Source organism: Martinezella sp. CNPSo 3957, from assembly GCF_057784395.1.
In genome coordinates this window covers 209561-235518 of the sequence record NZ_JBXSOU010000002.1, presented here as the reverse complement: position 1 = coordinate 235518, position 25958 = coordinate 209561, and the positions used below count along the sequence as shown (strand labels likewise).

The 25958-nt window shown below is 58.8% G+C and carries 30 protein-coding genes; 4 read left to right on the top strand and 26 right to left on the bottom strand.

Annotated elements, in window-relative coordinates:
* Positions 1–65: 65 nt before the first annotated feature.
* The 12 genes from AC13QE_RS06345 to AC13QE_RS06290 all read right to left on the bottom strand — a co-directional run bounded on the left by AC13QE_RS06345 (position 66) and on the right by AC13QE_RS06290 (position 14553).
* A complete protein-coding gene (locus tag AC13QE_RS06345) occupies positions 66–911 on the bottom strand; it encodes a sugar phosphate isomerase/epimerase family protein (protein ID WP_488483059.1) in 846 nt (281 codons plus the stop codon).
* Positions 912–1034: 123 nt separating this feature from the next.
* The gene (locus AC13QE_RS06340; protein WP_488483058.1) at positions 1035–1364 is read right to left on the bottom strand and encodes a hypothetical protein; all 330 of its coding nucleotides are present in this window, start codon (positions 1362–1364) and stop codon (positions 1035–1037) included.
* A gap of 74 nt (positions 1365–1438) precedes the next feature.
* Complete coding sequence (locus AC13QE_RS06335) at positions 1439–1690, bottom strand: hypothetical protein (RefSeq protein WP_488483057.1); 252 nt, start codon at positions 1688–1690, stop codon at positions 1439–1441.
* A 146-nt stretch (positions 1691–1836) separates the two neighbouring features.
* Complete coding sequence (locus tag AC13QE_RS06330) at positions 1837–2469, bottom strand: hypothetical protein (RefSeq protein ID WP_488483056.1); 633 nt, start codon at positions 2467–2469, stop codon at positions 1837–1839.
* 364 nt (positions 2470–2833) lie between these two features.
* Positions 2834–3502, bottom strand: coding sequence for a DUF4376 domain-containing protein (locus AC13QE_RS06325; RefSeq protein WP_488483055.1), 669 nt, complete (start codon positions 3500–3502; stop codon positions 2834–2836).
* Positions 3503–3520: 18 nt separating this feature from the next.
* Positions 3521–3856, bottom strand: coding sequence for a hypothetical protein (locus tag AC13QE_RS06320; protein WP_488483054.1), 336 nt, complete (start codon positions 3854–3856; stop codon positions 3521–3523).
* A gap of 73 nt (positions 3857–3929) precedes the next feature.
* Complete coding sequence (locus AC13QE_RS06315) at positions 3930–4352, bottom strand: hypothetical protein (protein ID WP_488483053.1); 423 nt, start codon at positions 4350–4352, stop codon at positions 3930–3932.
* Positions 4353–4356: 4 nt separating this feature from the next.
* Positions 4357–10356 carry a phage tail protein gene (locus AC13QE_RS06310; RefSeq protein ID WP_488483052.1) on the bottom strand — a complete coding sequence of 2000 codons (6000 nt, stop codon included), beginning with the start codon at positions 10354–10356 and terminating at the stop codon, positions 4357–4359.
* A 101-nt stretch (positions 10357–10457) separates the two neighbouring features.
* Positions 10458–10886, bottom strand: coding sequence for a DUF6950 family protein (locus tag AC13QE_RS06305; protein WP_488483051.1), 429 nt, complete (start codon positions 10884–10886; stop codon positions 10458–10460).
* A complete protein-coding gene (locus tag AC13QE_RS06300) occupies positions 10883–11503 on the bottom strand; it encodes a hypothetical protein (RefSeq protein ID WP_132717048.1) in 621 nt (206 codons plus the stop codon). The genes AC13QE_RS06305 and AC13QE_RS06300 overlap by 4 nt, the downstream gene beginning before the upstream one ends.
* Before the next feature lie 3 nt (positions 11504–11506).
* Entirely contained in the window at positions 11507–12151 is a 645-nt protein-coding gene (locus tag AC13QE_RS06295; protein WP_132717049.1) for a hypothetical protein, read from the bottom strand.
* Positions 12151–14553: a phage tail length tape measure family protein gene (locus AC13QE_RS06290; protein WP_132717050.1), complete on the bottom strand. Its 2403-nt coding sequence runs from the start codon at positions 14551–14553 to the stop codon at positions 12151–12153. Before AC13QE_RS06290 ends, AC13QE_RS06295 begins: the two co-directional genes overlap by 1 nt.
* Positions 14554–14616: 63 nt before the next feature.
* Between AC13QE_RS06290 and AC13QE_RS06285 the strand changes: the two genes are divergently transcribed.
* The 4 genes from AC13QE_RS06285 to AC13QE_RS06270 all read left to right on the top strand — a co-directional run bounded on the left by AC13QE_RS06285 (position 14617) and on the right by AC13QE_RS06270 (position 16658).
* Positions 14617–15027, top strand: a complete 411-nt coding sequence (locus AC13QE_RS06285) for a hypothetical protein (RefSeq protein ID WP_132717051.1) — start codon at positions 14617–14619, stop codon at positions 15025–15027.
* A gap of 132 nt (positions 15028–15159) precedes the next feature.
* Entirely contained in the window at positions 15160–15576 is a 417-nt protein-coding gene (locus tag AC13QE_RS06280) for a hypothetical protein (protein ID WP_132717052.1), read from the top strand.
* Between the two features lie 17 nt (positions 15577–15593).
* The gene (locus AC13QE_RS06275) at positions 15594–15989 is read left to right on the top strand and encodes a hypothetical protein (RefSeq protein WP_488483050.1); all 396 of its coding nucleotides are present in this window, start codon (positions 15594–15596) and stop codon (positions 15987–15989) included.
* Positions 15990–16115: 126 nt separating this feature from the next.
* Positions 16116–16658 carry a hypothetical protein gene (locus AC13QE_RS06270; RefSeq protein ID WP_132717054.1) on the top strand — a complete coding sequence of 181 codons (543 nt, stop codon included), beginning with the start codon at positions 16116–16118 and terminating at the stop codon, positions 16656–16658.
* A gap of 25 nt (positions 16659–16683) precedes the next feature.
* On the opposite strand, the gene AC13QE_RS06265 is transcribed toward AC13QE_RS06270, so the two are convergent.
* The 14 genes from AC13QE_RS06265 to AC13QE_RS06200 all read right to left on the bottom strand — a co-directional run bounded on the left by AC13QE_RS06265 (position 16684) and on the right by AC13QE_RS06200 (position 25885).
* A complete protein-coding gene (locus tag AC13QE_RS06265) occupies positions 16684–16989 on the bottom strand; it encodes a phage tail assembly chaperone (protein ID WP_488483049.1) in 306 nt (101 codons plus the stop codon).
* A gap of 23 nt (positions 16990–17012) precedes the next feature.
* Complete coding sequence (locus tag AC13QE_RS06260; RefSeq protein WP_004116243.1) at positions 17013–17414, bottom strand: hypothetical protein; 402 nt, start codon at positions 17412–17414, stop codon at positions 17013–17015.
* A gap of 83 nt (positions 17415–17497) precedes the next feature.
* Positions 17498–17983 carry a hypothetical protein gene (locus tag AC13QE_RS06255; RefSeq protein ID WP_488483048.1) on the bottom strand — a complete coding sequence of 162 codons (486 nt, stop codon included), beginning with the start codon at positions 17981–17983 and terminating at the stop codon, positions 17498–17500.
* A 3-nt stretch (positions 17984–17986) separates the two neighbouring features.
* The gene (locus AC13QE_RS06250; RefSeq protein ID WP_488483047.1) at positions 17987–18418 is read right to left on the bottom strand and encodes a phage tail terminator-like protein; all 432 of its coding nucleotides are present in this window, start codon (positions 18416–18418) and stop codon (positions 17987–17989) included.
* Positions 18419–18454: 36 nt separating this feature from the next.
* Positions 18455–18847, bottom strand: coding sequence for an HK97 gp10 family phage protein (locus AC13QE_RS06245; protein WP_488483046.1), 393 nt, complete (start codon positions 18845–18847; stop codon positions 18455–18457).
* A gap of 22 nt (positions 18848–18869) precedes the next feature.
* Positions 18870–19097 carry a hypothetical protein gene (locus AC13QE_RS06240; RefSeq protein WP_488483045.1) on the bottom strand — a complete coding sequence of 76 codons (228 nt, stop codon included), beginning with the start codon at positions 19095–19097 and terminating at the stop codon, positions 18870–18872.
* Positions 19094–19450, bottom strand: coding sequence for a hypothetical protein (locus AC13QE_RS06235; RefSeq protein ID WP_488483044.1), 357 nt, complete (start codon positions 19448–19450; stop codon positions 19094–19096). Before AC13QE_RS06235 ends, AC13QE_RS06240 begins: the two co-directional genes overlap by 4 nt.
* On the bottom strand, positions 19450–19947 hold the full coding sequence (locus tag AC13QE_RS06230; protein ID WP_488483043.1) for a DnaT-like ssDNA-binding protein: 498 nt from the start codon (positions 19945–19947) through the stop codon (positions 19450–19452). The genes AC13QE_RS06235 and AC13QE_RS06230 overlap by 1 nt, the downstream gene beginning before the upstream one ends.
* 72 nt (positions 19948–20019) lie before the next feature.
* Positions 20020–20991, bottom strand: coding sequence for a DUF2184 domain-containing protein (locus AC13QE_RS06225; protein ID WP_488483042.1), 972 nt, complete (start codon positions 20989–20991; stop codon positions 20020–20022).
* 3 nt (positions 20992–20994) lie between these two features.
* Positions 20995–21465, bottom strand: coding sequence for a structural cement protein Gp24 (locus tag AC13QE_RS06220; RefSeq protein WP_488483041.1), 471 nt, complete (start codon positions 21463–21465; stop codon positions 20995–20997).
* Positions 21466–21492: 27 nt separating this feature from the next.
* Complete coding sequence (locus AC13QE_RS06215; protein WP_488483040.1) at positions 21493–22608, bottom strand: DUF2213 domain-containing protein; 1116 nt, start codon at positions 22606–22608, stop codon at positions 21493–21495.
* A gap of 100 nt (positions 22609–22708) precedes the next feature.
* Complete coding sequence (locus AC13QE_RS06210) at positions 22709–24049, bottom strand: DUF1073 domain-containing protein (protein WP_488483039.1); 1341 nt, start codon at positions 24047–24049, stop codon at positions 22709–22711.
* Positions 24050–24096: 47 nt separating this feature from the next.
* A complete protein-coding gene (terL, locus tag AC13QE_RS06205) occupies positions 24097–25581 on the bottom strand; it encodes a phage terminase large subunit (protein WP_488483038.1) in 1485 nt (494 codons plus the stop codon).
* Entirely contained in the window at positions 25538–25885 is a 348-nt protein-coding gene (locus AC13QE_RS06200) for a hypothetical protein (RefSeq protein WP_488483037.1), read from the bottom strand. Before AC13QE_RS06200 ends, terL begins: the two co-directional genes overlap by 44 nt.
* Positions 25886–25958 lie beyond the last annotated feature (73 nt).

Here is a 25958-nt window from a genome sequence, read left to right as displayed (position 1 = left end):
ATCCAAAACCTGAGCACAATTTCCCCAAGTGACGCCTCTGCAAATGTGGCGGTAGCGACCTTATTTTATGTCGATTTCTCTTCGAAGACGCTGGCGATGCAGTCTCGCTCGTCGAGGATCCCGGACCATTCATCCTGATGATAAGCGGAGTCGTAGATCAGTGTGAAAGGACCTTGATAGCCAGCGGAATTGGAAAGCTTAATGCAACGAACATAATCCTCCTTATCGAGGCCTACTGCTGAATAGCGCCCCTTTGCATGACAGAGTTCGGCGCGGCCCATGATCGTCGCTAGATCCTCGTATTTGCCGGCTCGCTCCCAGTTGCCGAAATCTCCATTGAGGCCGACTGTACCGTGCAGAGCATCGAGAATCCGATTGACCTCCGCCGGCCCTGGCAGAAGATCGAACCAGTTCTCTATGACGAGGCGCACTCCCGCTGCGGCAGTCAATTCAGCCAGCCGCCGCAAATGAGTTTCGGCAAGCGTCAAAGCTGGATTCGTCGGCTGAGCTTTTCCGGCAATAACACGCATGTTTCCAGCCCCAAGAGCCGCGGCAACGTCGATCCATCCTGTCATCCATTCTGCATCGCGCTGAGCGGTTTGCGGATTGCTCAGGTCTCCGTCTTCGACGAGCAGTGTCTGAAGCTTTACGCCGGCCTCCTCCGTGGCCTTACGAAAATCACGGAGATAGCTGGGAAGGAGACTCGGCAAGTGGAAGGAACAAATCTCAAGCCGAAAGATGCTATGATCGGCGCATTGTTGCGGCACATCGATCAATTCGATCGTACCCTTCCCGTAAGTCGATTGGCGAGCCGGGTATGCTCGATCGTCAGGTTTATAGGGATAGGTGGCGCCGAGCGCCCGGTGCAAGGACCAGGTTGAAACCGCAAAACGATCCGACAAATCAACCACAAGGCTCCCCCATTCCCTTTGGTGAAAGGTAATCAAGACATAGTCGCGACTGCCCGGATATCAATCCAAAAATGTTCAGACTCCCTGCTGTTGCGGCAACTCTATTCCCATAAGAGATCGTCGCTAAGTCCTTTCATGCCCTCCCTTAACCCGTCTGGAAATGGCGTCAAAAAGCAGGTCGGCAATCCACATGGCACATACGCCAACGACGAAAGCCGTGGCATTCATGGCCGCGACATCCTCTTGAGGTAAAGGCCAGTTGATAGCGCGCAGATAGAAAAGCGCCGGCTCCGTTAAATAGGTTGCTGCAAGCGCGCCGCAAATAGGCGATGCAACAATCTCTCGCGTCGTATATCGGCGCCTGGAGAGACCGCGCAGGATACCGCCGGAAAGGCCAGCAATGACAACTCCGACCTTGATGCCCAAAGCATCCAGAAATTCGTGCAACGTCATCGCTTTTCTCGATCGAATTTTGGGATTTGGAATGCCGCCGCTGCTTATTCATGGCGTGCGGCGACTGAATGAGCTTATTTGTCAACAGGCGGCTGAGGCTTTATCAAACCCGTGATACCGTCCCGCATGATATTGATAATGATTTTCAGCATGCTCAAAGCCGCCACAGCGGCTGCGGCAAAACCTGGGCCAACGAAGGACTGAGAACACTCCAACGTGCCATCGGCAAGCTGGGTACAGCCGGTTGCCAGAAGAATAGCGATCATCGAAGCCGATAACCCAATTAACACATTCAGAATATTGTGGAACGTATTCGTATTGAACATATATTCTCCCGTTATATCGATGGGGTTGTGCATCAGCGCGTGGCGCCTGAAGCTTTGAATTCATGGGAGGCCGTCACGAAACGGATGTAGAAGGTCAGCACCCTTTGTATCGTCTGTATTCGGCCGCAGCCCAGTGTTCTGCAAATCTATCGAGCACCCTCAATCGCCGCGGCGAACTTCCTGGCAAAGCCGGCAATATCGGTTGCTCGATCCGTGCCGTTGATAATCCGGCGCGCACCGAGCCAATCGGAACCGACAGCGTTGAAGTAATCGGCAAGCTTCCAGCCGGTGAAACGCCCGTTGATCATGCCATCAAATAAGATTTCAACCGCTTTATCAGGATCGAGAGCCCTATCCGGATCATCGGCGATGCCATACTTGGCATAATTGTCCCGTCCCGTGATCTGAACGAGACCGCGCCCACGATACCGCCAACCGTCATCACTGGCTTCATCCCCGTTTCCCACCCGGTTCGCATAAGCGCGGTTAGCGATCCGCTGCGGCTGGCGGGAATAGGCCTTAGCCTGTTCTGGATTGAAATATTTCGGAAATGTTGACCGCAATCCAGCGGCCGAGTAGCTCAGATTCTCCGAGATTGCTCGCATCGTTTTACCCGTCTCGTGATAGGCAGTTGCCAGCATGTAAGCCAGCCAACGTGGATCGAATGGCTCGGCTATCCATTGTGCGAGAATCGCCTCAAGACCATTGACCTGATTTGTCGACAGCCGGCCACTGAACAATGACGTTCTTATCGCCGAGAAGAATTTCTCGTGGTCCATATGCTCCATTCCAAATTTGAAGATGCAAATGCGGATGTGATGCTTGCAAACCGTGTCATTGGGCAAAGCCGGCCCGTGGCAGCCGGATTGAACTCGTTTGCAGCTTTAAAGGCCTTCCAACCCGGAGCAGCCCCGGATTTTCACGTATCAGGTATGTCACGCGCTATCGTTCTGGCTGATGGGCGCCCGTCGCTGCTGTTACATCGACACATGACATCTTTTACGTGCATATCGCTGGTTATTCAGCAAAGGCAATAAATTAGCCTATCTACCGCGTCGGGGGGCGATCTCGGCCCTACCCTATCCCTTGGACCAAATTCATTTTCCTCGCAGGGGCTTTAACCCGAATTAAAGCTTAACCCCCTCAGGTATCTGTGTTCTGACCGGCATTGGATGGCCAAGCGAATGCGTCGACTCCAGCTTTGGTGGTGATCATGCCGGCAGTGATTTGGACGTTCACATCATTTTCGGCCGCAAATGCCGCCTGTACATGCGCACCGACAGCATTTGCAATCGTTGTCATCTGCGCGGCCATCAGCTCGACAAAACCGCCCGACGTTTTGAATTTCACCAGTACGTCCGGATTCGCCTGCACATAGTTGTAGGCTCCGGTAATCAGCGACTGGCTGGCCCGATCGGTCATGACCCGCATGCCATTGAGCACGATGCCGCCTGTTTCGACGGCGTAGCGCTTGGATGCAGCATAAGCGTAGAGATCGACCGGAGGCGGTTCGGGGGACCAACCCGAGACGATCGCCAATAGGCTACCCGGCGTCTCGGGCCAATCGACGGCCGAACCGACGAGCGCCGCCTCTTTGTTGTTCAGCTGATCGAGTATGGCGCTCTTATCGGCGTCTGGCAGGCTCGAAGTAATCTTGGCGGCAAGCGCGAGCCAGTAGTCCGGAACATTGTAGATCTGCTGCCGGCCGAGCCAGAAGGCAACGCAGGCCATCCAGCGGTCGACCTTGTTCTCCGATCGAGCTGCAAGCAGCGCCTCGACCATCGGTTCATACATGCTGTCTATGCGATACATGGCAGTCCTTCCTCTTGTTTAAGCTTGGGCAAAGGCGCGCACGGCCTGCCAATCGATTTCGGCGGCTGCGCGGATTTCGGGAGCGGTTTTGGCGACGGCAAGAGCGGCTTTCGCCGATCGGCGCAAAGCCTCGATCATCTGCGAGCCGACCTTCCAGTGCTGGTCTCGCGTTAGAATTTCGACGGCCTTTTCGAAGCGGCTAATGCCATCTTCGCCAGCCTCGGCCGTGATATGCGGCGTTTCACCTTCGGGCACGCCGTCGCCCTGACGGGGGTCGGCGGTGATCAGCTCGGCCTCGCGAAGTTTCAGCGCATAGACCGCTTCCTGACCGGGAATGACGGTGATGAAGAGCATTCGCGCTAGCCTCACCTGTCGGTCAATGTCTGTTTGTGCCTGGACGCGCTCCAGGGGGAGATCTGCCGACACGTTAAACAGCATGGATGGTCACCTCGAAATCGTGAAAGCCGGCTGCGGCGATGAAGGGAAAGCGGTGGTCGTCGCGAACGTCCGTCGTGAACTCGAAAATGCCGTCCTCGATCGCGACGATCTCGTTGGCATGAACGACCGAGGTCCCGGCCGGCACAGCGAAGCAAACCTTCTCAATGCCATCAGCCCGAATCGTGTATTCGGTGATCTCAATGGCCGACCGCTTCGGAACGATCGCGCCGTCACGCACATACGATGTGGCGTCGATATCAAGCCGGTATTCGGCTGCGGGCACCTCCATGATCGCGTAGCCTTCACCAAATAAGGTGGCGAGTTGGGGCAACGTTTCCCGATCACAGTGACCGCTTTGACGGATGCGGCCATCGGCGGCGAAAAGGATGTAATGGGCGACTGAAGACGCCATGGCGCTACCTCTTGAACGCTGTTGCGATGATGTTGCTTTCGTTCCAGACGATGGTGTTGCCTGGGCAGTAGATCTGCAGCGTGTAAGTGTGATAGCCCGCGCCGGGAGCGTCATAGAGAGCCGGAACGGCAACCAGGCCAGCTGTGTAGGTGGTCTGAGAGGTGCCTCCGTTTTGGCCGCCTGTGCCGCTGACGACGGTTTGAACGACGCCGAGATAATAGGTCTGGCTAAAGATCGCGGTGCCGTCGCGGAAGATGTTGCACCCGATTGGCTGGGAGTTCTGGCTGCCGCCGTTCTGATTGAACTGCCCGAGAGTCATGGCGCTGATCACCACGCGGCCGTCGCCCGCGACTGTAATGCCGCAGGCGGCTAGATTGACCGTCTGGCCTGCACCGATCGTCTGGCCAGCACCATTGCGGCCGGCTGACACGGCAGTGACCGCGCCGCCCTGAATATTGCTGGTTCCGACCTGCAACGAGCCTATGACGGCCGAGCTGATATTGACCGCGCCGAGGTTGGCGGTGATCGCATCGAGGCTGTTGACCGCGATCTTGTTCGCGGTGATCGCCCCATCCACGATCAGCTCGGCCGAGACGGCGCGGCGCATGACAGGCTTCGACCAATAGCACGAGCCACCAGTTCCCGCCGTCCTTTCCACCTGAAGCAGCATTGCGAGCTTGGTGTAGCCGCTCGGCACGGTGTAGCGGCCCTGCAGACGCACCCATCCGTTCTTAACGGTGGTGCCCGTCACGGCGGTGAAACCCCACGTGCCAGAGGGTGTCTGGACTGCGGCTAAGATGTTCGCGGCGTTCGAGTCAGTGTTGTAAACCCAGACATCGAAGGCATAGACTTCGCCCGCCGTTACGGTGATGGAGTTGGACCGCGCGCAGTCGCGGCCGAGCGACTGCAGCACCCAGCCGGCCACGTCGCCGGAGTCCGTATCGAGATAGAAGGCCTGCTGGTTTTGAACGGTCCAGCCATCCAACGTCCCGGTCTGCCAACCATTGTCCGCGATATTGGAGAAGTCGGTTAGCACGAGCTGTTTGGCGGTAATGGCATTTGCCGCGATCTGGTCTGCGCCGATCGTGTTGGCGGCAAGCTTGTCGCCGGTAATCGAGCTGCCCGCGATCGTGGTGGCGGTGACTGCACCGGCCGCGATTGTGCCGGCCGTGACCGCATTGGCGGCAATCTTGCCAGCCGTCACAGCGTTCGCGGTGATCTTGTCTGCGGTAATCGCATTCGTGACGATATTGCCGCCCAAAATCAAAGTGGCGCTTCCGTCGCTCCACGGTGTCGCCTCAGTCTGATTGGGATTAGCTTCCCCGAAGTACATGCGGGTCAGCCAAAGATAGCTATCGTTCTGACTGGCAATCGTCCCCTTCATTCGGAAGAAGACGCGAACCTTGACCGCATTCGCCGGCATCTGGACCTTGCCCCAAAACCGCTGGTAATTGGCGAGGTTCTTCTGCGGATCGAAGTTCTGCGCGGCCGGAAACACGCCCCATGATGGATAGCTGATCAGATTGTCGTTGGCGTCATAAACCCCAAGATAGGGCTGCACGCCATTGCAGCGATGACCGAAGTAATAGACGGACAGCTCGTACCAACCGCCCGCTTTGACCGGGAAATAGCGGGCGTTGCCATAAGCATCGACTTGAGTGACGCCGTACTCGACGCCCTGATTGCTATTACCCTGATAGATCTCGATCGCGCCGGGGAGCGGCGCATAGTTGTCCGTGCGCAGCGCGAGACGGAAGCTTGCCCATTCGTTGGACCACTCATATGCCCAGCCGGTAAGGCCAGCATTCAGGTCCGAATTCGTCAGGTAATTGCCGCCCGTTCCGACCGCGAGCGCTTGGGTCGAAACCGAGCCAGCGCCGAGCTTGTCGGCGGTGATGGCACTGGCCGCGATCTGTGCTGCCGAGACAGCACCGGCCGCGATCGTGCCGGCCGTGACCGCGTTGGCGGCGATGGTGCCGGCAGTCACGGCATTGGTGGCGATCTTGCCGGCCGTCACAGCATTGGCAGCAATCTTGTCGGCCGTGACGGCGTTCGCGATGATCCCGCTGCCCGTGATCAGAACGATACCGCCGTCGCTCCACGGCGTCGCTTCCGTCGCGCCGGCCGGGATGCGGCAAAGCATCGGTTTGTTGACGAACATGTAGCTGTCCGTCTGGCCGTTATAGGTGTCGAGCTTGCGCAGATGAAGAGCGGCTGCAACGGCGTCGGCCGGAGCCGCGCCAATCGCTCGCAAGCGAAGCCAGAGGTCCGGATTGATGCTGCTTCCGCCAACGCCGTCATTCATTGCAGGGGCGGTATAACCTGTAACAGTACCGTCAGCCCGCACCCATTGGATGCGCATCTCCACCTTGCAGCGATGGGCGGAAATATACGCGGTCAACTCGAGCCATTCTCCGGCCGCGCAGGGTACGGCAAGCGGCAGAGCGCCCGGCAGCCCGTTGCCATCAGGGCGCTTCCATTGAACATCCGCATAAAAGCCGGTGGGACCGCTAGCCTGATAAAGCACCAGCGTCGGGTTGTTTGCGCCAGACCAAGGTTGGCCCGGTGGTCGAAGAGCAAGCGACAGGCCCGGTATCACGCCGCTGGTATAGATAATTGCCCAGCAATCCAGTCCCATCGTGAAGCTGGCATTCTGCAAGAGGTTCTTGCCCGAGCCGACCGCAAGCTTGTCGGTCGAAACCGAACCGGCTGCAATCTTAGTCGCTGTCACCGCACCATCAACGATCAGCTCAGCGCCCGAGGCGCGGCGCATGTTGGGCTTTCCCCATACGCAGTTGCTGCCATTTGCGGCCGCCTTGGCAACGCCGAACATGGGCTGCAGCTGATACACGCCAGCCGGAACGGTGAAGTTCGCGGACAGGTAGGTCCATGCATTCTTTGTCGCGTTGCTAGCGCCGACGGCGAGCCAATTTGGCAGAATAGCAGCACCCGACTGATCTTTGACGTACACGCCCATAAAGGCGTCATTGGCCGGGTCCGTGTTATAAAACCAAACCGAAAGATTATAGCTTTCGCCGGGGTTGACCTTCAGCAGCGGGGACCGCATCAGCAACTGATCTCTGGCATCGCACGACACCTGCCACGTTCCCTGCAAGGGGCTGCTCCCTGTCTCCAAATAGTAGCTCTGCATGCCGGTGGCGATCCAGCTCGCCATGTTGCCCTGAGAGAAACCATTGTCGATGATGTTGTCGAAGTTGCCGACAAGGAGCTTATCGACGGTGATGGCTTTCGCGGCGATCTGTTGCGCGCCGATCGCGCCGGCCGCGATCTGACCGGCCGTGATGCTGTTGGCGGCGATCCTGTCGGCGGTCACAGCGCCGGCTGCAAGCGCATTGGTGGTGACCGAGCCTGCTGCAAGCTTCGGCGTCGAAATCGCTCCATCGGAGATCTGCGTTCCGACGATCTGCCCGGCGATATCGCCCGCCGCCGTCGCCGCCGTCCAGGCGCTACCCGTGTAGCGATAGAGCTTATCGTCGGTCGTCAGATAGACCGTTCGTCCCTCGACATTACCCGTCGCCGGCAGGCTCGCAACGATCTCAACCGGCCGAATGCCGGAAGCGAATTTCGTCGCGTCCACGGCATTGGCCGCAAGCTTGTCGATCGTGATGGCGTTATCGGCGATCTGCGCGCTGTTCAAGGTGCCATTGATATCGATCGCGGCAACGGCGGTGGTCCATGCGCCATTATGATAGCGATAGAGCTTGCCGTCCGTCGTCAGAAACACCTGCCGGCCTTCGACATTGCCGGTCGTCGGTAGACTGGAAACGACTTCGACGGCCTTGATGCTGCTGGCAAGGCTTGTCGCGTCCACCGCGCCCTGGGCGAGCTTGGCGGCGGTCACCGCACCATCGGCAAGCTTGGTGGAGATCACCGCGCTGCTCGCCAGCACGTCGGCCGTGACGGCCGCGACCTGCAGCTTAGCCGTCGAAACCGCCTGATCGGCCAGCTTTAGATCGGAAACGGCCTGATCCATGATCTTTGCAGCCGTGACGGCAGCATCGGCGATCTTCGACTGGATGATTGCACCATCGAGAACATCGGCCGTCTGAATGAGGACATTCGGCGTCTTCACCGTCAGCCACGCCGACCAGTCCGTTGCCCGGTTCGACTTCGGAAGGTACCGGCCGCGCGCCTCGTAATCGGTATTGGAGATCATCCAGTTTCCTGAGATCACCCAGGAATATGGCGAGGCATACGGGTTGCTGTCGCTATCTAAGACAACGTCGCCGGTTTCCTTAAGCCGCACCTGCACCCAAACGCCAGCGACGTCATCGAGATCCGGTGCGCAGCTGATCTTGATTGCCGGGCGGCGATCAATGCCGCCCGCATCCTTGATGGTTGACGGCTCCACGGTCCAGCCGATCATCGGCTGCGACGGCGGCGTGATAGGGCCGAGCCAGCCGATCGCAGTGGGCAATTGCAGGCCTGGATGCCAGTCGTAGTCGGCCGGGTCAACTTCCTTCAGCGTGACGACGATCAAGAAATTGGACTGCGGCTCGACTTTGACGACGAGAAACTTCTTCTCGTCATAGCCGTTGCGATCCGACGACCAGGAAACGACGTCATTCGGCTCCAGAGGATAGGCATCCGGCGGCAGCGATACCTGGTGTACGCGAAAGCGCCGGTAATCCTGGATCATCGCCAGGCCAATGCGCTGCACCTGGTTGGCAAAGGGTACGGCGAGCAACTGAACCTGCGCCGGCAGGCGCCGATTACCGTCCTGCGCCTCGAGATCGGCATTATAGCGGCCCGGCGCGTCCTTCGTGGCCCATTTTTCCGCTGGCTCCGGATAGGTGGCTTCGATGGCGTTATAAGTTGCCGAAAGCGACGGGAATGGCTGGAAATCCTGCTCTTCCGTGACGATGATATCGTCATCCGTGAAAGAATAGACTGCCGCACCCGGCGTTCCCACAAGCATCTTGAAGATGCCGCCGACTTCCGCGATGCGGCCGTTGCAGCCCTTCAACAGTTCGGAAATGGCATCGAGCGGTTCCTGATCGCATTGGATATCGTAGCCGGCACGGAAAGCTGGCTCGCTGCCGCCGCCGTCGAGCTGGACGGACGCGTCGCAGGCATTCGCCGCTGCCATCCAGTTCGCCGCCGGCAGGCAGAAGGCACCGATGTTCTGGCCGCCATAGACCCATTCCGACCCGTAGTAGACACCACGGGCAAGGTTGTAGGTCATCACAGCCGGGTTGGTGCTAGGCTCCCAGGTCGAAGGATCGGCCCAGCGATGCGCACCGTTGCCGCCGACCGAGGAATCCTTGCGGACGTCGTAGAGCGGCAGTGGGTGCGGCTCGAAAAGGCCGGCGGGGACGCCCTTGAAGAGTTCGGTGTTATAGCGCGAGGTCAGGATGACGACTTGGCAGCCGCGACCGATCATCGTCGGCTTCCAGGGCCGCGCCGCATGGGCGCCGAATTTGGCCGTTAGAAAGGGATCGGGGCTCGTCTGCGTGCCGTCGAGGAACTTGATCCAGAGATAGTCCTTGCCCTTGACGCGATATTGCAGAACCGGGAAACCGCGGCCGTCCGGGTGTGGCTCCTCCCAGAGCACGCCGACCTTCTGGTCGTCGATCCAGATGCTGGTCAGGCCGCGTTCGCCGGCGCGGTTGGGAAGGCTGCCAATTTCGATGACATCGGTGAAATAGGCGTTTGGCGTCTTGCCGTCCTCGCCCCAGGTGCCGGCATATTTGCGCTTGCCGGCGGTCGCGTAGCTGCCGATGATGAAGGACATCGCATGATCGTCCCCCATGCTGATCTCGAGCTTCGTTCCGGCCGGTTGCGGCTTATCTTTCTTTGCCATCGCCTTTTCGATCAGCGATAGGCCGATGTTGATGGCAACCGTCAAGAACAGTTTGCCGATAGTCCCCATCGGCAGAAGCCCCGCAATTGCGCCAATGGCACCAACGAGAGGACCGGCATGCGCCGCATCCGCCATCAGCCAGAAGCTGAGGACGTTCAGAAGCAGGATGAGATATTTCATGGATCGGACGACCTCGATTGGCGCATGGAAAAAGGCCGTCGCAACCAAAGCTGCGCCGACTTGTCACCGGTCAGAGATGAAAATGATGATGAGACGGTGGATTAGCCGACCTTGAAGGCCCGCTTGGCGTCGAGCAGGTCGACAGTGCCCAGCCCGGTCTCGCGCAGCACGAAGACGCGCTCGCCATTGACGACGCCGAGTGCGTAGCCGAAGGGGCCTTCATGCGGGATGGCGGCGATATCGCCGATACCGGCTTCGCTCGGATGGATCTCCGGCAGCATGCTGGCGACGAGATCGGCAAGGTTGTCGAAGCCCGCCGCCTTCATCGTCTTCAGCGCGCCGGCAGCGGTCGAATATTCGCCGCGAAACTGGGCGGCGCAATCGACGCCGGTGATCGCCAGCACCAGATTGCCGGCAAGACCCGGACCGCAATCATGGCTACCCCAGACAAAGGGCGTGCGCTTCAGCCGGTCGATCTCGGCGACGAAGCAGGCGCGCCAGTTCTTGACCCTGACAAGATCGCTGTTCATTTCTGCCCCCATGGGATCTGCCAATTGGCGACGGTGCTGGAATAAAGGCCGAATTCATCGCCGCTGCGGCGCTTCTGGCCTTCATAGGAGGATTTGGCCGGGTTGGTGCGCTCCAGCATGGCGATGGCGGCGGAGATGGCTGAAATCTCGATATCCCCATCCTGCCCCACGGCCGGCGTCTTAACCGGCGCGCCATCGGCAATGCCGAGAAAGGCGATTTCCGGTGCGGCACTCGGTAGGCGCGTGCCGGTATCGAACGACATGTCGTGGATTTCGATCGGTGCCAGTCGCAGATCGTAGCCGCGCACGAGCTGCTGCACGGCGGGCGCGATCTGGCCGATGGTGATGGTCACGGTCTGGATCGTCAGATCGGCCGTGCGCGGGATCGGACTCACCTGCAGATTGAGGCCGCCATAATAGGTCCGCGCCTCCGGCAGACCGGTAACACCGGAGGTAACGGTGATGTTGATATCGTCGTCGCCGGTCCAGAGGCCGATCGAAGCGGGCGCGCCGCTGGCGATATCCTTGCCGGTGATCCATACGAAACGACGGGGCACAAGCCCCTTGTCGCGCGCGCCGGTCAGCGCCGCGAAGAAGGCGGAGGTGATGTTTTTCATCGTCTATTTCTTCTGGATGATCTTGAAGGTTGCGCCCGTGGTGATCGGGCCGCTCGCGGTGCCGGGATTGTGGCTGCCCGGCATGACCAGGCATTTGCAGGCCGGCAGCAGCAGCGTCACGCCGAGACCGGCGGCAAAGCCGGCCGGCAGATGCGGGAAGACGCCGAAGACGGGCGTTATCCCGTGCCCGCTGGCATCAACCGTTTCCGAAATTTCGAGAAAGGCATAGCGGCCGCCATAGCCGACCTGCATCTTGTCGCCGACTGTCAGCCGATAACCAGCCGGCAGACCCTTGAGGCTGAGCGAGGCATTGTCAGCCCCGAGTGCCGCGACGCTGACCGCAGCGCTCCCGAGCTTCGTCCCGTCGGGGTCGGCCTGCGGATATTTCGACAGCGGATCATAAAGAAAAAGCGCCTCCTGGGCGCCGTGTAGCTTGCGGATGCGGGCGGCGATCTGTTTCGCCTCCGCATTGTACATGTCGGAGAGCGTTACCGTGCCGGTCCAGAGCGGCGGCGCCAGCTCCGCCTGCCAGACCCGGCCATCGCCGGAGCCGGAAAGCTCGTCATTGCGCTGAATGTCCCAGACGATGCTGGAGATCTTCAGGAGATCGGCAAAGGCCGGCAGGCTGTAAGGATAGGAAACGGCCATCAGCGCCTCCGGGGATTGCGGTTGATCTGCGCGACGCGGTCGGGAAGCTGCTGATTGAAATCATTCAGCCCCTGCCGCGTCGAACTCTGCGCTTCCGATTGCGCGACATTCTTCACATAAGCCTTCAGATTGCCGTCCTCATCGACGGAAACGCCGACCGTGACATGCACGCCGGAAGCGGAGCCGGAGGCATCGTTCTGGTTGTCGGCCCTGAGGCGACGGACGGGAACGGCAGCATCCGGCTGCGCCCGCAGCAATTGCGGCCCGCCCTCGCCGACCACGCCGCCATCGGCATAGCCGCGCCGGCCAAGCCGCATCGCCTCGACGACGCCGACCCCGCCCGCCCGGGCAATATCCTTCTGGCTCCAGACGACCTCGCCGGCATGAACGATGCCCGCGGGCTCATGCTTGCCGCCAGGGCCGGTATAGCCGCCGTTTGCAAATGTAGGACGTGGGATCGGGATCGGGGCATTCGCACCCGTCGCCAGATCGAACTTGCCGCCACTGCTCCCGCCGCCAAACCCGAAGATCCCAAGAAGGCCACTGAGAAAGCCGCCCCCTCCACCGCCGCCACTCGCCGCACTATTGACCTTGAACAGGCTATCCAAAACATCATTAAGGAGCTTATCCGCAATCTTGTTCAGCGCGTTCACAGCAGCCGTGCTGAAAGACTTCCAAAAGGATTCACCGTTTTTCAAGCCGCTTTTGAGATCTGAGATAAAGCCCTTCGTGAGATCCTTGGCAAAATCCATCGCCTCCCGAGCGCTCTTTGTTGCCGCCTCGACGGAGGCCATCTTTTCCGCCAGGCCACCAAGCTCCGTCTTCTGTTCGGGTGTAAGCGCGATATTTTTCTCCTGAGCCTTGTTCAACAACTCAGTTTCATTGCGCATTTTTGCTGCCGCTTGCTCCGTCATACCAAGTGCTGCTTGCTCCTGTTGGAGCGAGGCAATGCGCTTGTTAGCGTCCGCTACGATACTACCATATGAATCTGAAGTAGGAGCGCTAGTTACCGGCCTGGAGACGACTTGCCCTGCACCGCTTACTGCTCCCATCGCCTTCCTGTCTGATTTTGTGAAGCCATCAGCGATCTCCTTGAACTTGTTGCCCACAGTCGAGGTAGCTTGACCAATGTTTGTCACGATATTTCCTATATGATCAGCGTTGAGATCCTTTTGGATCTGCTCATTGCGATCATCAAGCACTTTGCGTAGACGATCTGCTGCACCACCGTCGCTTATCGGCCCCATTCCTTTGAATGGATCGAGTTCCTTCAGTGTGCCACTAAAGCCAAAGTATTGGGCTGCTTTGTCTGCGCCAACGAAACTCATAATCTGCTGTAAGCCTCTAATAAGCGCATTTATGCCGTCAATACCCGATTGAATGATACTGTTCGTCGCCCCAATTGCCGCATTTGCGGCACCTGTAGCCGCAGCAACAATAATGTCCGGGAAATTGCTCCAGAGGATTTCGATGTCATGATAGGCGGCAACAAAGCTACCTATGATAAAGTTCACACCAGTCTTGGCTGCTCCGACAATATCGACACCGAGATATTTCGTAAGCTCATCTCTGAAGATAACCGCCGCCGCAACAATTGCGACAAATCCGGCGACCAGAAGCACCGGCAAGCCAACTGTTGCATAGATTGCCGTTGCTAGGCTCCAGAGTGCTGAAGTTATCGTTAGAATTGCACTCGGAAGGGCCGCCAAGCCAGCAAGAATTGCTGGTGCGTAGACCAGGGCTAGTCCAGCCGCGGCAAGCAAGGCGTAGGGAGCAATCGCCTGCAAGATGCTGGCAAGTCCTTTGAGGGCTGTTTCTGCGAGTTTAGGCCAATCGACCATTTGAACGCCTATGGCGATTAACCCGGTCACAGCTGCCGCCAACAGGCTGGTTGGGGAAATGACTGTCAAAAAGGCCGCCCCAAGCTTCTTCAGCCCACCGGCAGCCCCTTCAGATCCCAGAGATTTTGCAATCCCTGGCCCTTTGTCAGCTAAAATTTTCAGAACGCTATCGCCATTCCCGGCTGCCTTTGCAACGTCTATAAGGCTCGAGGCGAGTTCGGTAGCTTCTTTGGATGCATCTGAAGCGCTTTTCTTACTTTTTTCCAAGCTATCGGCGTAGTTCTCAACTTGTTTGGAAGCTGGTGAACCGTTCGCATTTTGGCTTATGGCGCTTAGATAAACTTGAACTTGCGTAGAGGCTTTGAGGGCCGCCTTTCCTTGTTTTTCGTAGGCCGCGGCTGCGGCAGAAGCAGCACCAGCCGCGCGTCGCGATGCGCCCTCCAGTCCCGCCACGGTTCCCTGCGCTCGTTTCGAGGCTCCGGACAGATTGTCAACTTCGACAATCGCTTGGGAAACGCTAGAAATAGCAACCACAAGACTTAACGTAGCAACGTCCGTCATAGGCTTTCCTTTTGTTTGAATTGTACGCTATCGTCTTATGGTTGATTCAACCGGGGATATTTTATGCGCGTGTTTTTATTTATAGCGGCATTCATGGTCGCGAGTAGTGTCTATGCGGAGGACGCTGACCGAACAGCAGCAAGCAAAGCAGCTGAGGAGGTTGGTACGCAGGGCATAATTTACTTGGGTGTTGCGTATATTTGCCAAGACGCCATCGGCGCCTCTTTTTATGATCTTGCGCGGGAAAGAACAGTACAAGCATTTTCCTCTCTAGGCCCGATGGATAATCCTCAAGCTATTCGCAATTCACGAGATAGAGCGGCGAATATTGTCGATGAACAAATAAAGACTTTTCGTCGTGAGCAGAAGAAGCTTCCCGCAAGAGCAGCAGAGCGTTGCCTCCAAGAGTTGCAAGCGGCCCAAAGACAGTTAGATCTGTCAATATCAAAATTCCGAATAGCCGCTCGTCGTTAAGTGACAGTTTGCGACCGGTTCGGTAATCAATATCGCAACATCTGCCACTGGCATGCCTTTTCAAAACATGCGAAATACAACCCTGCGCTTTGAATGGGGGATTTCGTGATAAGATTGTGGAGATTGGTCAGCGTGGCTCTTTTGCTGCCAGCCACTGGCGGTTGTAGCTCTTCTGAATCGAAATTGGTGACCGTGTGCGAAGAAGTTTTGAAATTGAGACTTTTAGCGCCGGCAGGATACAAGCGGATCGAAATCAAGGAATCCCAAGAGCCTCTCAGCCGCGACGACTACAAACGCTATCTGGCTGGGGACGAATATGGGCCGCTCATCCAGGGAGCCAGGATGAAGGATTTTGACCGAGGCCGTGTAAAACCTCGGATGTTTGAGGTTCTTATAACTTACGATGCTCCCAACGCCTATGGCACACCAATTCGCGGGACCACCATATGTCAGTATCCAACTGACAATGAAGACACCTCCAGAGCGGACCGTCTCTATGTAATCGTCGACGGCAAAACAAACGCGGAGTGGTTGGAGACGCAACTTTGAGAAAAGCGGAGGCGACGATGAGGCTTAAACTACTTCTGGCTGCATTCTTCGTGTGCACAATCAACACACAAGTCTTAGCTAACGACGAGCACAAGCGTCTTCAGCTGGCCGGTAAAGTCATCGATGGTGTGAACGTGAGTTTCATGATTGCTTATCAATGCCGCGATGCGCTTGGCACGACATACTACAACGCAATTCGGACGTATGCCGAGAAGGCGCTCCAGCAGATCGGCGCGTCACCGGAAAAGGCGGCACAACAAGTAGACAGACTTGAAAAGTTTATCGAGAGTGAAAAGAAGCTCGGTCGGAAAGAGGATATCGAGGGATGCGTGTGGAATATCTCAACCGTAAACCACGACCTGCAGACCGCACAAAAGAACTATATCGATTTTACGCACCCTGAAAATCCATAGAACTTTGGCTGGCCGCGTTGGCTGTCTACTTCAAGCGAAAGCAAATCGAGAGTTGCGATATCTGTCACTGGACCACCTTTTGATTTCATACGAGAGAATGCCGCGAAGCTACTCCCGGGAGTTTTAATGAAGCTGATTTCCAGTGTGATTGCAGTGCTTGCCGCGTTGTTGTTGATCTACAGCTTTGGCATCTTTGATCCGCCGATCGTGACCGCTTGCGAGGCCCGTCTTAAAGAATATCTCGCGGCATCTTCCACCTATGAGCGCAACAGGTTCTTCTTTAACGAGAGGCTGGGCACCAGAGGTGACCTGGAAGAAGAGTACAAACAAAGCCCCGACATACGAAGCTTTTTTCTGGAGAGATTTGATGAAGGCTCGATAAAGCCTATGCTCTATACCGCAACCATAAACTTTAACGTGCTGAATACGAAAGCGGAAAAGGTTACCAGAGCAATTACTTGTCAATATCTGTCCATTGATGGCAGCATTTCCAAAATATCAGCGGGTGGGGTTTCCATCTTTAAAACCGATTCCACCAGTGATTCTGAGATACTTAGGGACTTTAGCCATACCCCTTCCCGAACTGTGGAAGAATTGCAGAGAGAATTGAAACCAATTGCCCCTTATGCGGGATGGGTTCGCGATACATTCAGGTGGCTCTTTGGTTGATGCATTTGAAGTCGCTTCCTAAAACCTACCCCGCCTCCCGCGCCCTGATCGCCTCCGTCTCCTCCTCCACCGCCTGGCAATAGCGCCCGTCCATCGCCTTCAGCACGGCGATGTCTTCCCGGCGCAGCAGGTTGCCGGTCAGCTGCAGCCAGGCCAGCATTCCCTGATGGGAGAGCGGCGCCGGGCCGGAAAAGCCGGGAGCCTGCGCCGAACGCAGATCCCAAAACCAATCCCAGAGCGCATGGCCGGCCTCCGGCACCTCGACCTCCGGGCTTAAAAGCTCGAAGGCCTCGTTGCGTTCGCGCCGGGTCTCGCCGTTGGCGTCGCGCACGCAATCATAGCGTGCGACGACCCCTACGGCTTCTGAAAGCCCTTCGGCAAGCTCTTCATAAAATTTGCGCGGTCCTCCGAGGCGCCGGCCACCTGATCGTAGATCCAGCCGGCTTCCTCGACGACTTCGCGGGCCTTCTCGAAGGAGAGCACCGGCTGCTCGCCCTTCCACTGCTGCTCGCCCCAGCTCCAGGAAGCGATGGCGGCGGCGGCCTTGTCGAGATATTCGGCCTCGACCTTGCTGGTGGTCAGCTTCTTCTTGCGGCTGGCGAGGAAGCGGTCGCTATGCTGGCGAACGATCTTCTTCACCTCGTTGCTCTCGGCAGAGCGGATCATGAAGGAGATGCCGAGCGGCTCCTCGGTGGCCGGATGCAGGAGCTGCAGCTCGAAGAGATCTTCGGAATTGACGAGACTGGAGATATCCAAGGAAACACCTTATCGGTTGGGACATGTGAGAGTGACCGCGCGCCGCGGGAGAGCGACGCGCGTAAGGTTCCGAAAGATCGCGCTTACGGCGTGGTGACGGGATCGACGCGGATCGGCAGCTGGTTGAGGCCGATCTTGAACTTTTCCAGATCGAAATCGTCGGAGCCGCCGCCGGGATAAAGCGGGCCGGAAACGACGCCGCGCGAATAGAACACAGTGTTGGTCTTGCCCTGCGGCGCGTCGTTGCGCTCCACCTTGATCGCCATGTTGTTGACGTTAAGGGGATCGCCGAAGGCGCGCAGGATATCCTGGCCCGGATCGTCGGCGATGGAGGCGACTTCGAGCTCCGGATCGCCGGCGTTGGAAACGCCCTTCTGCTTCTGCTGCACCGGCTCATCCAGCGTATCGTAGTGGTTGATGGTGGAGTCCGAGCCGAAATCGCCGACCTTGCCGACCTTGCCCACCTGCACCCAGGTCAGCGCGGCATAGGCGGTGGCCGTGAGATCGGTATTCTGGGGCGTCTCGCATACGTAGACTTTCGAGCCCTTCTTCGTGCTTTTGTTCGCCATGGATCATGTCTCCGGTTCAAAGGCGGTGTAGGGAATGGTGACCGGTATCTGCACCCGGTCATCCTCTTGGATCGGGCCTGCGGCCCACGGCTCGCCACTGATCGTGATCTTCACGCCAGAGGCGAACAGCGTCTTGTTGTTGAAATGGTCGATGACCTGGCCGGCGACATCGAGTGGCTTGATCAGCCCGCCGCCGGCCTTCCAATAGACGGAAACCTGCAGAAGCCCGAGCTTCTGCTGCGGATCATCGCCGAGCGTCACCTGCCGGGGGCGGTTGGGCAGGTAGCTGACGGCCAGATAGTTATCCGGCTTTTCTTGCCCCGCCGGCGGAAAGGCAATGCCCGGCTGCGCCACCGGCAATGGTGGCTGAAATTGGAGTGCGGCCAGATGGTCCAGCAGCGCAGCCAGAATGAGAGCGTCCGTCGCCGTCGCCATGCGTCACCTTGTCTAGATTGTTGAGATTTCGAGGGATCAGTCCGCCGAGTCGCGCGCGGCGCGCTCGACGATATCGGGCCATTGGCGCGCCGAAAGCCGCACCATGCCCTGCCCCGTCTGTCCGTCCTTGCCATATTCGACGGCAGCGGCGTGCGGCGCGGTGAAACCCATATGGATCATGCCGCCCAGTGGCACGCCGAGACCGGCCAGATCGACCGGCTGGCCTTCATCAGATCCCTCCGCATCCCCCCTTTGCCGTGGCGGGGTGGAGACCCGGAAGGAATTGACAAGTTCGCCGGAGGCTACAGGCGTCGCCTCGACGATTGCCTCGGCCAACCGCTGCGTGGAAAGGTTCACCACCTCTTCCATGCGCTTCTTGGTCCGTTCGGCCCAGGCGGCGATATCAGCGGAAAAATTAGAGGAAGCCATATCGATTTGCCTCTTGATAAGCTTATGCGTCGTCGGCGGCGTTGCCCGGTGAAGAGCCACGCCGCTCGAAATTCAAAAGAGTGAGATGGCCGTAACGAGCGCGAACTGCAGGTCTGGCGGTTTGGGATTCCGCCTTCGCTCCGCCACTCCTCTCAATCCCCGGCAATGGTGAAAGCCGGTTCAGCAGTAGAATGACTCGCGCCAGCAGCCAAAGCGTCAGGATCGTCTTGAAACGCACCAGCGCCTTCATCGCCGCACCTGCAGCTGCCAAAAGATGACGGCCCCACCCGGCGATAGCGGCTGGATATCGACGATCGAATGTTCGACTCCGCCGATCAGCACCTTGTCGGCCAATGTCGGCGTGATCGATAGCCCCTCGGTCGACAGATAGATCATGCGATCCCCACGCTGGATGAGTGTGTCAGCCACATTCACCTGGCTCCGATCGAGATCGACGAACGAACACGGAAAATCCTCGCTCGCCTGAACCGGATTATAGTCCGGACCTGAATTCGTGATGCGCCGCAGACTACCCCTCTGACCAAATTTGGCGATCAAATGCTCGGCGGTCGATCGCGCCTTGTCGTAATCGAAAGCGGCCATCACACCACCAGAATGCCGGGGAGTACCGGACGCAGGAGTGGATAGAGCAGCCCATCAAGCATGGTCAGCACTGGCCTCGCGGACGCGATCATGTCGTCGCTCGTGTCGGCAACGGCATATTCCGTCTCCAGCGGTCCCACCTTCTCGCGCTTCACCGTGCGAGCCGCGACGATAACTGGCGTCAGGCTGCCCGGCTCCGCAAGCTCGAGCGCCGCCGCTTCATAGGCTGCGTAAGTCACGACCAACGGCAGTGCATCGTCAGTGATCGCTTCACCATTCACCGTCGTCGCCTCGCTTCGAGGCCAGGACAAGGCTTGATCATAGCCCCCGGTTCGCCGCCCGCTGAATTTTGGCTCATAGAGGCCGTCGACGGCCTGCGATCCACGCACCAGCGCCGCCAGACGATCGCCGTCGCTGGCCGAAGCCCAGGAGGCATTGGCACGCTCGACAAAATAGGCATCGGCGGCGCCAAGCGTGCCATAAAAGGATGCGGACATGAAAGCTCCGTGTCGATCGTTGGGAAGACAGATGCCCTCTCCCCGCGCGAAGCGGAGAGAGGACAATCAGCGTCAGGCCGCAGCCGTGATCTCGTCGCCATAGGCGACGGCGGCCGGCAGGCGCACTTCGGTGCCGCCGGTGCGGGCAATGATGCCGGTCTCGAAGCTCATGATCGACTTCTGGCGCGGCTGCAGCACACGGCGCGGCATCGGCAGGTGGAAGCGCAGCACTTCCGGATCGCGGCGATAGACGACCATGCGGCCGCCGCCATCCTGTGAGGCTGTCGCAAGCTCACGCAGCGGCTGGATGTCGAGCGGCTGGCCCGTCTCGGCCGTATAGACATTGCCGCGACGCAGGAAATCCAGAACGGTGATATAGCCGTCGCCGTCGGCAAGCCGCTTGGTGGCGATCAGCCGGAAGGCTTCCGGCGGCAGGCGCAGGCTGTCGATCCACTCGACTTCGCCGGTCCGCTGCCGCACGCCGCCGATAAGATCGTTGACGTCGCGCAGGATCTGGTCGGCCGTCTTGGCGGACCAGTGGGTCGAGCCGCCTGTGCCATCGGCAGCGACATCGACGCGCGACACCTTCGGATCGTTGACGAAACCGGTCCAGCCCTTTTCCGTCGAGCCGGTCATGGCGACGGAATTGAGCAGGCGCTCGATCTTATCGGCGGCGAAAATGGCGTTGGAAGCATTGAGATCGAGATTGTAGAGGGCGGCCTGGTTGACCTCTTCGAGGTTCCACTCCCAGCCCGAGCCGATCATCGCGAAATCATGGCTGGCGCTGTCGCGGGTCGACTGGCTGAACGGCATGTCTGTGCCAGCAGCCGAGAGGAACTTCGCCTCGCCGGCGCTGTCGACGGTGAAGAAGGTCGTGCCGGAAGCCCATTCATTGCCTTCGGTGACGACCGGGATATGGAGGCCGTAATTGAAAGTCGGATAGCGGCGCTGATAGATGCGCGTCTCGATATTGCGTCCCTGCGCAATGACGAAGGAATAAGCGGCCTGGGCGTCAGCAAACTGCTGTCGAACGAATTGGTTCATGGATTAGGCGCTCCTGTGCTTGAGCGAGATTTCGACGATGTCGCCGTTGCTGCCGCTCGTATCGAAGAAACAATCGGGAATGGGGCCGACGATGCCGGTGCCGGCTGCGTTGACGTAGGCGTCGGTCGTGGGATTGTAGTAGACGGCATCACCATCCGAGACCGCGCCGCCGGCCCGTACATACATCTGACCGGAGGTCAGGAATGCGCCGGTGACGAACTGAGCATAGCCGCCGGCGGGAGCCACATCGGGCAGCACACTCGGCGTCAGCACGGCAATGCCGATGAACTTGCCACCCGCGGCAAAGGGTGCCACGCCATGATCGGCAAGGCCGCGCTGAACGGGCTGCCCGAACTTGATACCGGCAACGGTTTCGACCGTGCGGCTGATCTTATTGGCCTTTTCCTCAGAAGCGATCTGCCCGTGCAGGCCCTTCCGAGGAGCGTTTCCATAGGTGGTCTGATAAGTCGCCATTGAAGCGTCTCCTTTTCGTTGACCTGGTTAAGAGGGGTTGGCAGCCAGATGCGCGCTCTCGAGATCGTGCACCATGGCGGCGTAGGCGGCAAAGGCTAGGGATGTGGATGGCTGCGTCGGGCTGATGCCGTCCTTGATGGCATCAGCAAAAAGATCCGGCTTCTTGCGTAGTCCTTCGGCCAGCATGTCGAAGCGGGCATCGATATAGGCCTCTGATCGGCCCTGGACGGCTCCCTCGCCTGCCTTGGCGATCACGACGGCTTTGCGGATGGCAGCGTCCGAAAGACCGGATGTCTGGATATTATCGGCAATCGCCTTGGCAAGGCCGATCAGATCGGCGCGCGCCTCAGCGCGGCGCTCGATCTCCGCTTCGTCGAGAAGAGCGGCTTTCAGCGTATCAAGCTCGGCATCTCGGACGGCAATCGCCTTCTGATGGCCGGCCTCGGCGGAAGCAAGGCGCTGCTGCAATGTCGTGATGATCTCTGCGGCCTGATCGGAAACTTCGATCTCGACACCATCGATCATGATCGTCTTTGTGGGCATCATTCCTTCCTTGCTTTGCTTGTCATGGGAAAGGGGGCGTGGGGCTGCGAGAGGAGAGCAGCCCCACGGTGCGGCAGCATCGCCGATGCGGACTTTCGAGCCCGCCCGGCCACGGCGCACAATGGCGATATGGTTGATGCGAATATTTCGCTGGATCGCGTCATAGGCCTCGCCAGCAGGCGTTATGCCGGCGGTGAAATCGACATCGCAAACGTAACCGGCGGAAAGCTCCTGTTTCCCGCTTTCAATGGCTTGGATCGTTTCCTCGTCGCTGACCATCAGCGGCACGCGAAGGAAGATGCCCTCGCCGGCAATCTCGTCTCCGGTCTGGCCGACGGCGTATTTCTTCCAATTTTCCGAGGTGACCATCTCGGGCGGATGCTCATGTGTCACCGGACGATGAGCCGCACTCTTGAGCGTGTCCTCGGAGAAAACTTCGGTCCCTGCGCGATAGACGCGCACGGTCGGCATTTCCGGCTTGCCGATCTCCGCACCTGCATATGTTTGAATGCCGGTGCGGGCGATGCGGGCATCGGCCACGAGATAGCCGTCCCCCGTCCGCCGCGTCCCCGCGACGGTGACTGTGTCTGTGAAATTCATGTTGGGATTTCTCCTGGCTGAAGCCAATCTGGTTCAGGTTAAAGCCACTCACCGAGGCAAAGCGGGTCCATCGCGTCGACGGCGCGACGTCGTCGGTTCGTTAGGTCGCACGGGGATCCGTTTTGAATTGCTCGACCTCATCCGATTGGCTGGATGTCTTTGCTGCCGTCTCCAAACCCGGCAGCGATCCATCCTCCACAAAGGTATTCAACAATGCCTTTGCAAGCGCTTGGCGAGGAATGATTTCCTCTCCCTGAGTTGAGCCAAACAAGGCGCGCGCCGCCTCAGCCTTCGTCTTGAAGATATCTGCCCGCTCCTTCTCACTCATCTGCTCGAGCGGCGCCCAGGTCGAATAGATGGCGGGATCGCGCGAACCGGTGGCAGAGCGGATGAGACACTCGTCAAGCCGGGACATTGCCGGCGTATAGTCAAGCTCCTGAATGGCCTGGATGCGATCGTGATAATTCTTCATGTCGGCCGTGCCCGTCGCATTCATGCCGGCGGGAGACTGACCCAGCAATCGCGTGACCGGAATGTCAGCCGCGCCAGCAACGATTTGCAGGAAAGCCATCAGAATATCCGTGAGACCAGAGAGAGGCGCGCTCTTGCTGTCGTATTCCTCCTCGGCGTCAAGGATCAGTGTGCCGTTGACCCCTTTTATGGTGTTGGCGAGTGCATAGCGACGCAGCACGGCATCTTCGTAGGCCTGATTGCCGATATTGGCCGAGAATTGCGGAACCTTGATGATGTCGATCTTGGCCTCGAAGACCAGGCTGGCGATATTGGCGGCCGTGCTGTCGGCATTCTTGATCGCATCGAAAGTCGCGGCCAGCACGCTTTCGCCCCAAGGCTGACTACCCGCTCCACCAAACTCTTCATGCGGCGTCATCGCACCTTTGAAGATGACGAGCCGAGAGGGATGGATGGTCACCTGCACACCGTTGGCACCGGTCAGCGCGTAGAATTTGGGCTTGCCATACCATTCCGAGGTTGGATCACTATCAATATCGCCGGCCGCCAATTGGCGACGCGTGAGCACCGTCAAATGCTTGAGGCCACCCTTTCCGATCCGCTCCATCTCCAACGGCCGTGCCGGATCGCCATCCTCGGACCCGATAAAAAGAGCGGCACCACCGAAAAGCCGTGCTTTCGTTGAGGCTTCCAGCACTTTACCGCGCAGATTAAGCCGGCGTTCCTCCGCATCGAGCGAGCCGATCTGATCGCTCGCAGCTTGCCAGTTTCGCCATTTCCGGCAGCTATCGAGAGCCGGAATGTCGATGATCTTGCGCGGCAGCCAGGAGCCGCGATAGGCGGCGATGATCTGTTCGTCCGTCAGGATAGGCTGCGTGTAGAAAACCGATGCCGCCTTGTCGCGATCAGTGCCCATGCGGGATGCAAGGCTCACCAATCCGTCGCGAACCATCGAGAATACCTGCCCCATGGATTGTCCTTTGATGTCGTGTGATGAAGAAGCTCGCCCGAGCGAGCCTAGAAGTTGTTGAAACTGAAGGACGAACTCAGCGCGAGTTCGTTCAAAGCGTCGGCGAAGGCATCGACCTGATCGTCGAACTGCCCGTTCGGGAAGGCGCAGATCTCATCGAGAAAGGCTTCGTTCCAGTCCCCACGCAAAAGCTTGACGTTTCCCGCTTCGGCCTGCGCCGAAGCGGGTTTGGCGCGCGTCGCCTTGTCGCCGGTTGGTGATATGGCTTTTACAGGAAAGCCCGCGAGCAGCTTGATCTTGGTTTCCGCATCAGCCTTGCCGGCCGCACCGGGATCCTGCGGCATGCGGATCGTCACCGTCGGTCCGTCCTGCGAGGCAGTGTTCTTGAGATTGCGCTCCACCTCGGCGGGCGACCAGCGCCCTCGCGCGAGGGTTTCGACATAGAAAACACCATCGATCAAAGCCATGCGCAGACCAACGGTCCAGTCTGGTTTGCGGCCGGGACGCGCCTTCGAAGCGGCAAAGTCCCAGGCGCGACAACGCTTCGCACCGGAAGGCAGTGCCTCGACGATTTCGAAATCGCCGCGCTGAAATAAACCGCCCGACCGAGGGGCAGGCCGTTGCTGAAATTGACCGGCCACCGCATAGGAGCCGAGCGGAACCTTGTCCCGCTCGACGACCGCACGAGGAAAGCGCTGCGGAAAAAGCAGTTCGCCCTCTTCCGTCCTCGGATCGACAAATCCAATCGACGTGCGGCAACGGCGCTCCGGCTCGAATTCCATCGGCAGCATCAGGTGTTCGTAGCCGAGCCCAAGCGCGAGGATCGTCCCGGAGACATCCGCCTCATGCAGCCGCTGCATCACGACAACGATCGCCGAGCGCTGGGGATCGTTGAGCCGCGTCGGGACGGATTCGCGAAAGGTGCGAACCGTGGACAGGCGCTCGGCCTCCGATTCCGCTCCATCCACGGAATGCGGATCGTCGATGATGACACGATCGCCGCGGCCGCCCGTCAACCTGGAGAACGGCACACCCTGCCGCGAGCCCGTGCAGCTATTGGCGAAGGCCATTTCGCCCGTTCTTGTCAGCCTGACCCGATCGCCCCATAGTGTCTGATACCATTCGGAGGCTACGAGGTCCCGCATGCGCCTATTGTCGCGCTTGGCGTAATGTTCCGAGTAAGAGGCACCGAGATAGCGCAGTTGCGGTTTGCCTTTCGGCCCCCATTCCCATGCCGGCCAAAAGACACCGCAAAGAAGCGATTTCATCGTGCCCGGCGGAACGTTGATCAGCAGCCGGGTAATGTCACCCGATGTCACCGCCTCAAGATGTCGGCAGATAGCATCAATATGCCAGCCGTGGACATAGTCGACTGAGGGCTCGACGACGTGCCAGGCCTCTCGCACGAAGCCGGTTAGAGACTGGCAGCTGGCACGAACGCGCTCGGCATCCATGGCAAGCCGGGCTGCGACCTCCATCTGCTCGCGTTCAGCTCTCCGCCTCGCTTTCTCCTCTTGGATTGCTGCGATCATCGTCGCCGGATCCGGCAAGGGGACCGAAGAGAGATTCGAGTATCGCAAGCTGCTCATCCGTGGCATTGGTTAGATCGATGGTGACGCCGCGGCCTCCCTTGGCCCCGGCGCCGGAGCGCTCGCTAGGTTTCTGATGAACATAGGATGCGGCAATCTTCGCCATTTCATCGCGCCGCTTCTGGTCCGCCTCGTCGTCGCGCATCACTTTCAGCATGTAATCAAGCGGCGTATCCTCGATGGAAACAACCTTGCGACGGCGCACACGCGGTTTGCGCGGCGCGACTGGCTTGTCGGCATTGGTCATGCTTCATGATTTCCGATGGAATTTTGAAAGAAAACAAGCGGTTTAAAACATCGCTTGCGGTCAACAGTGCGTC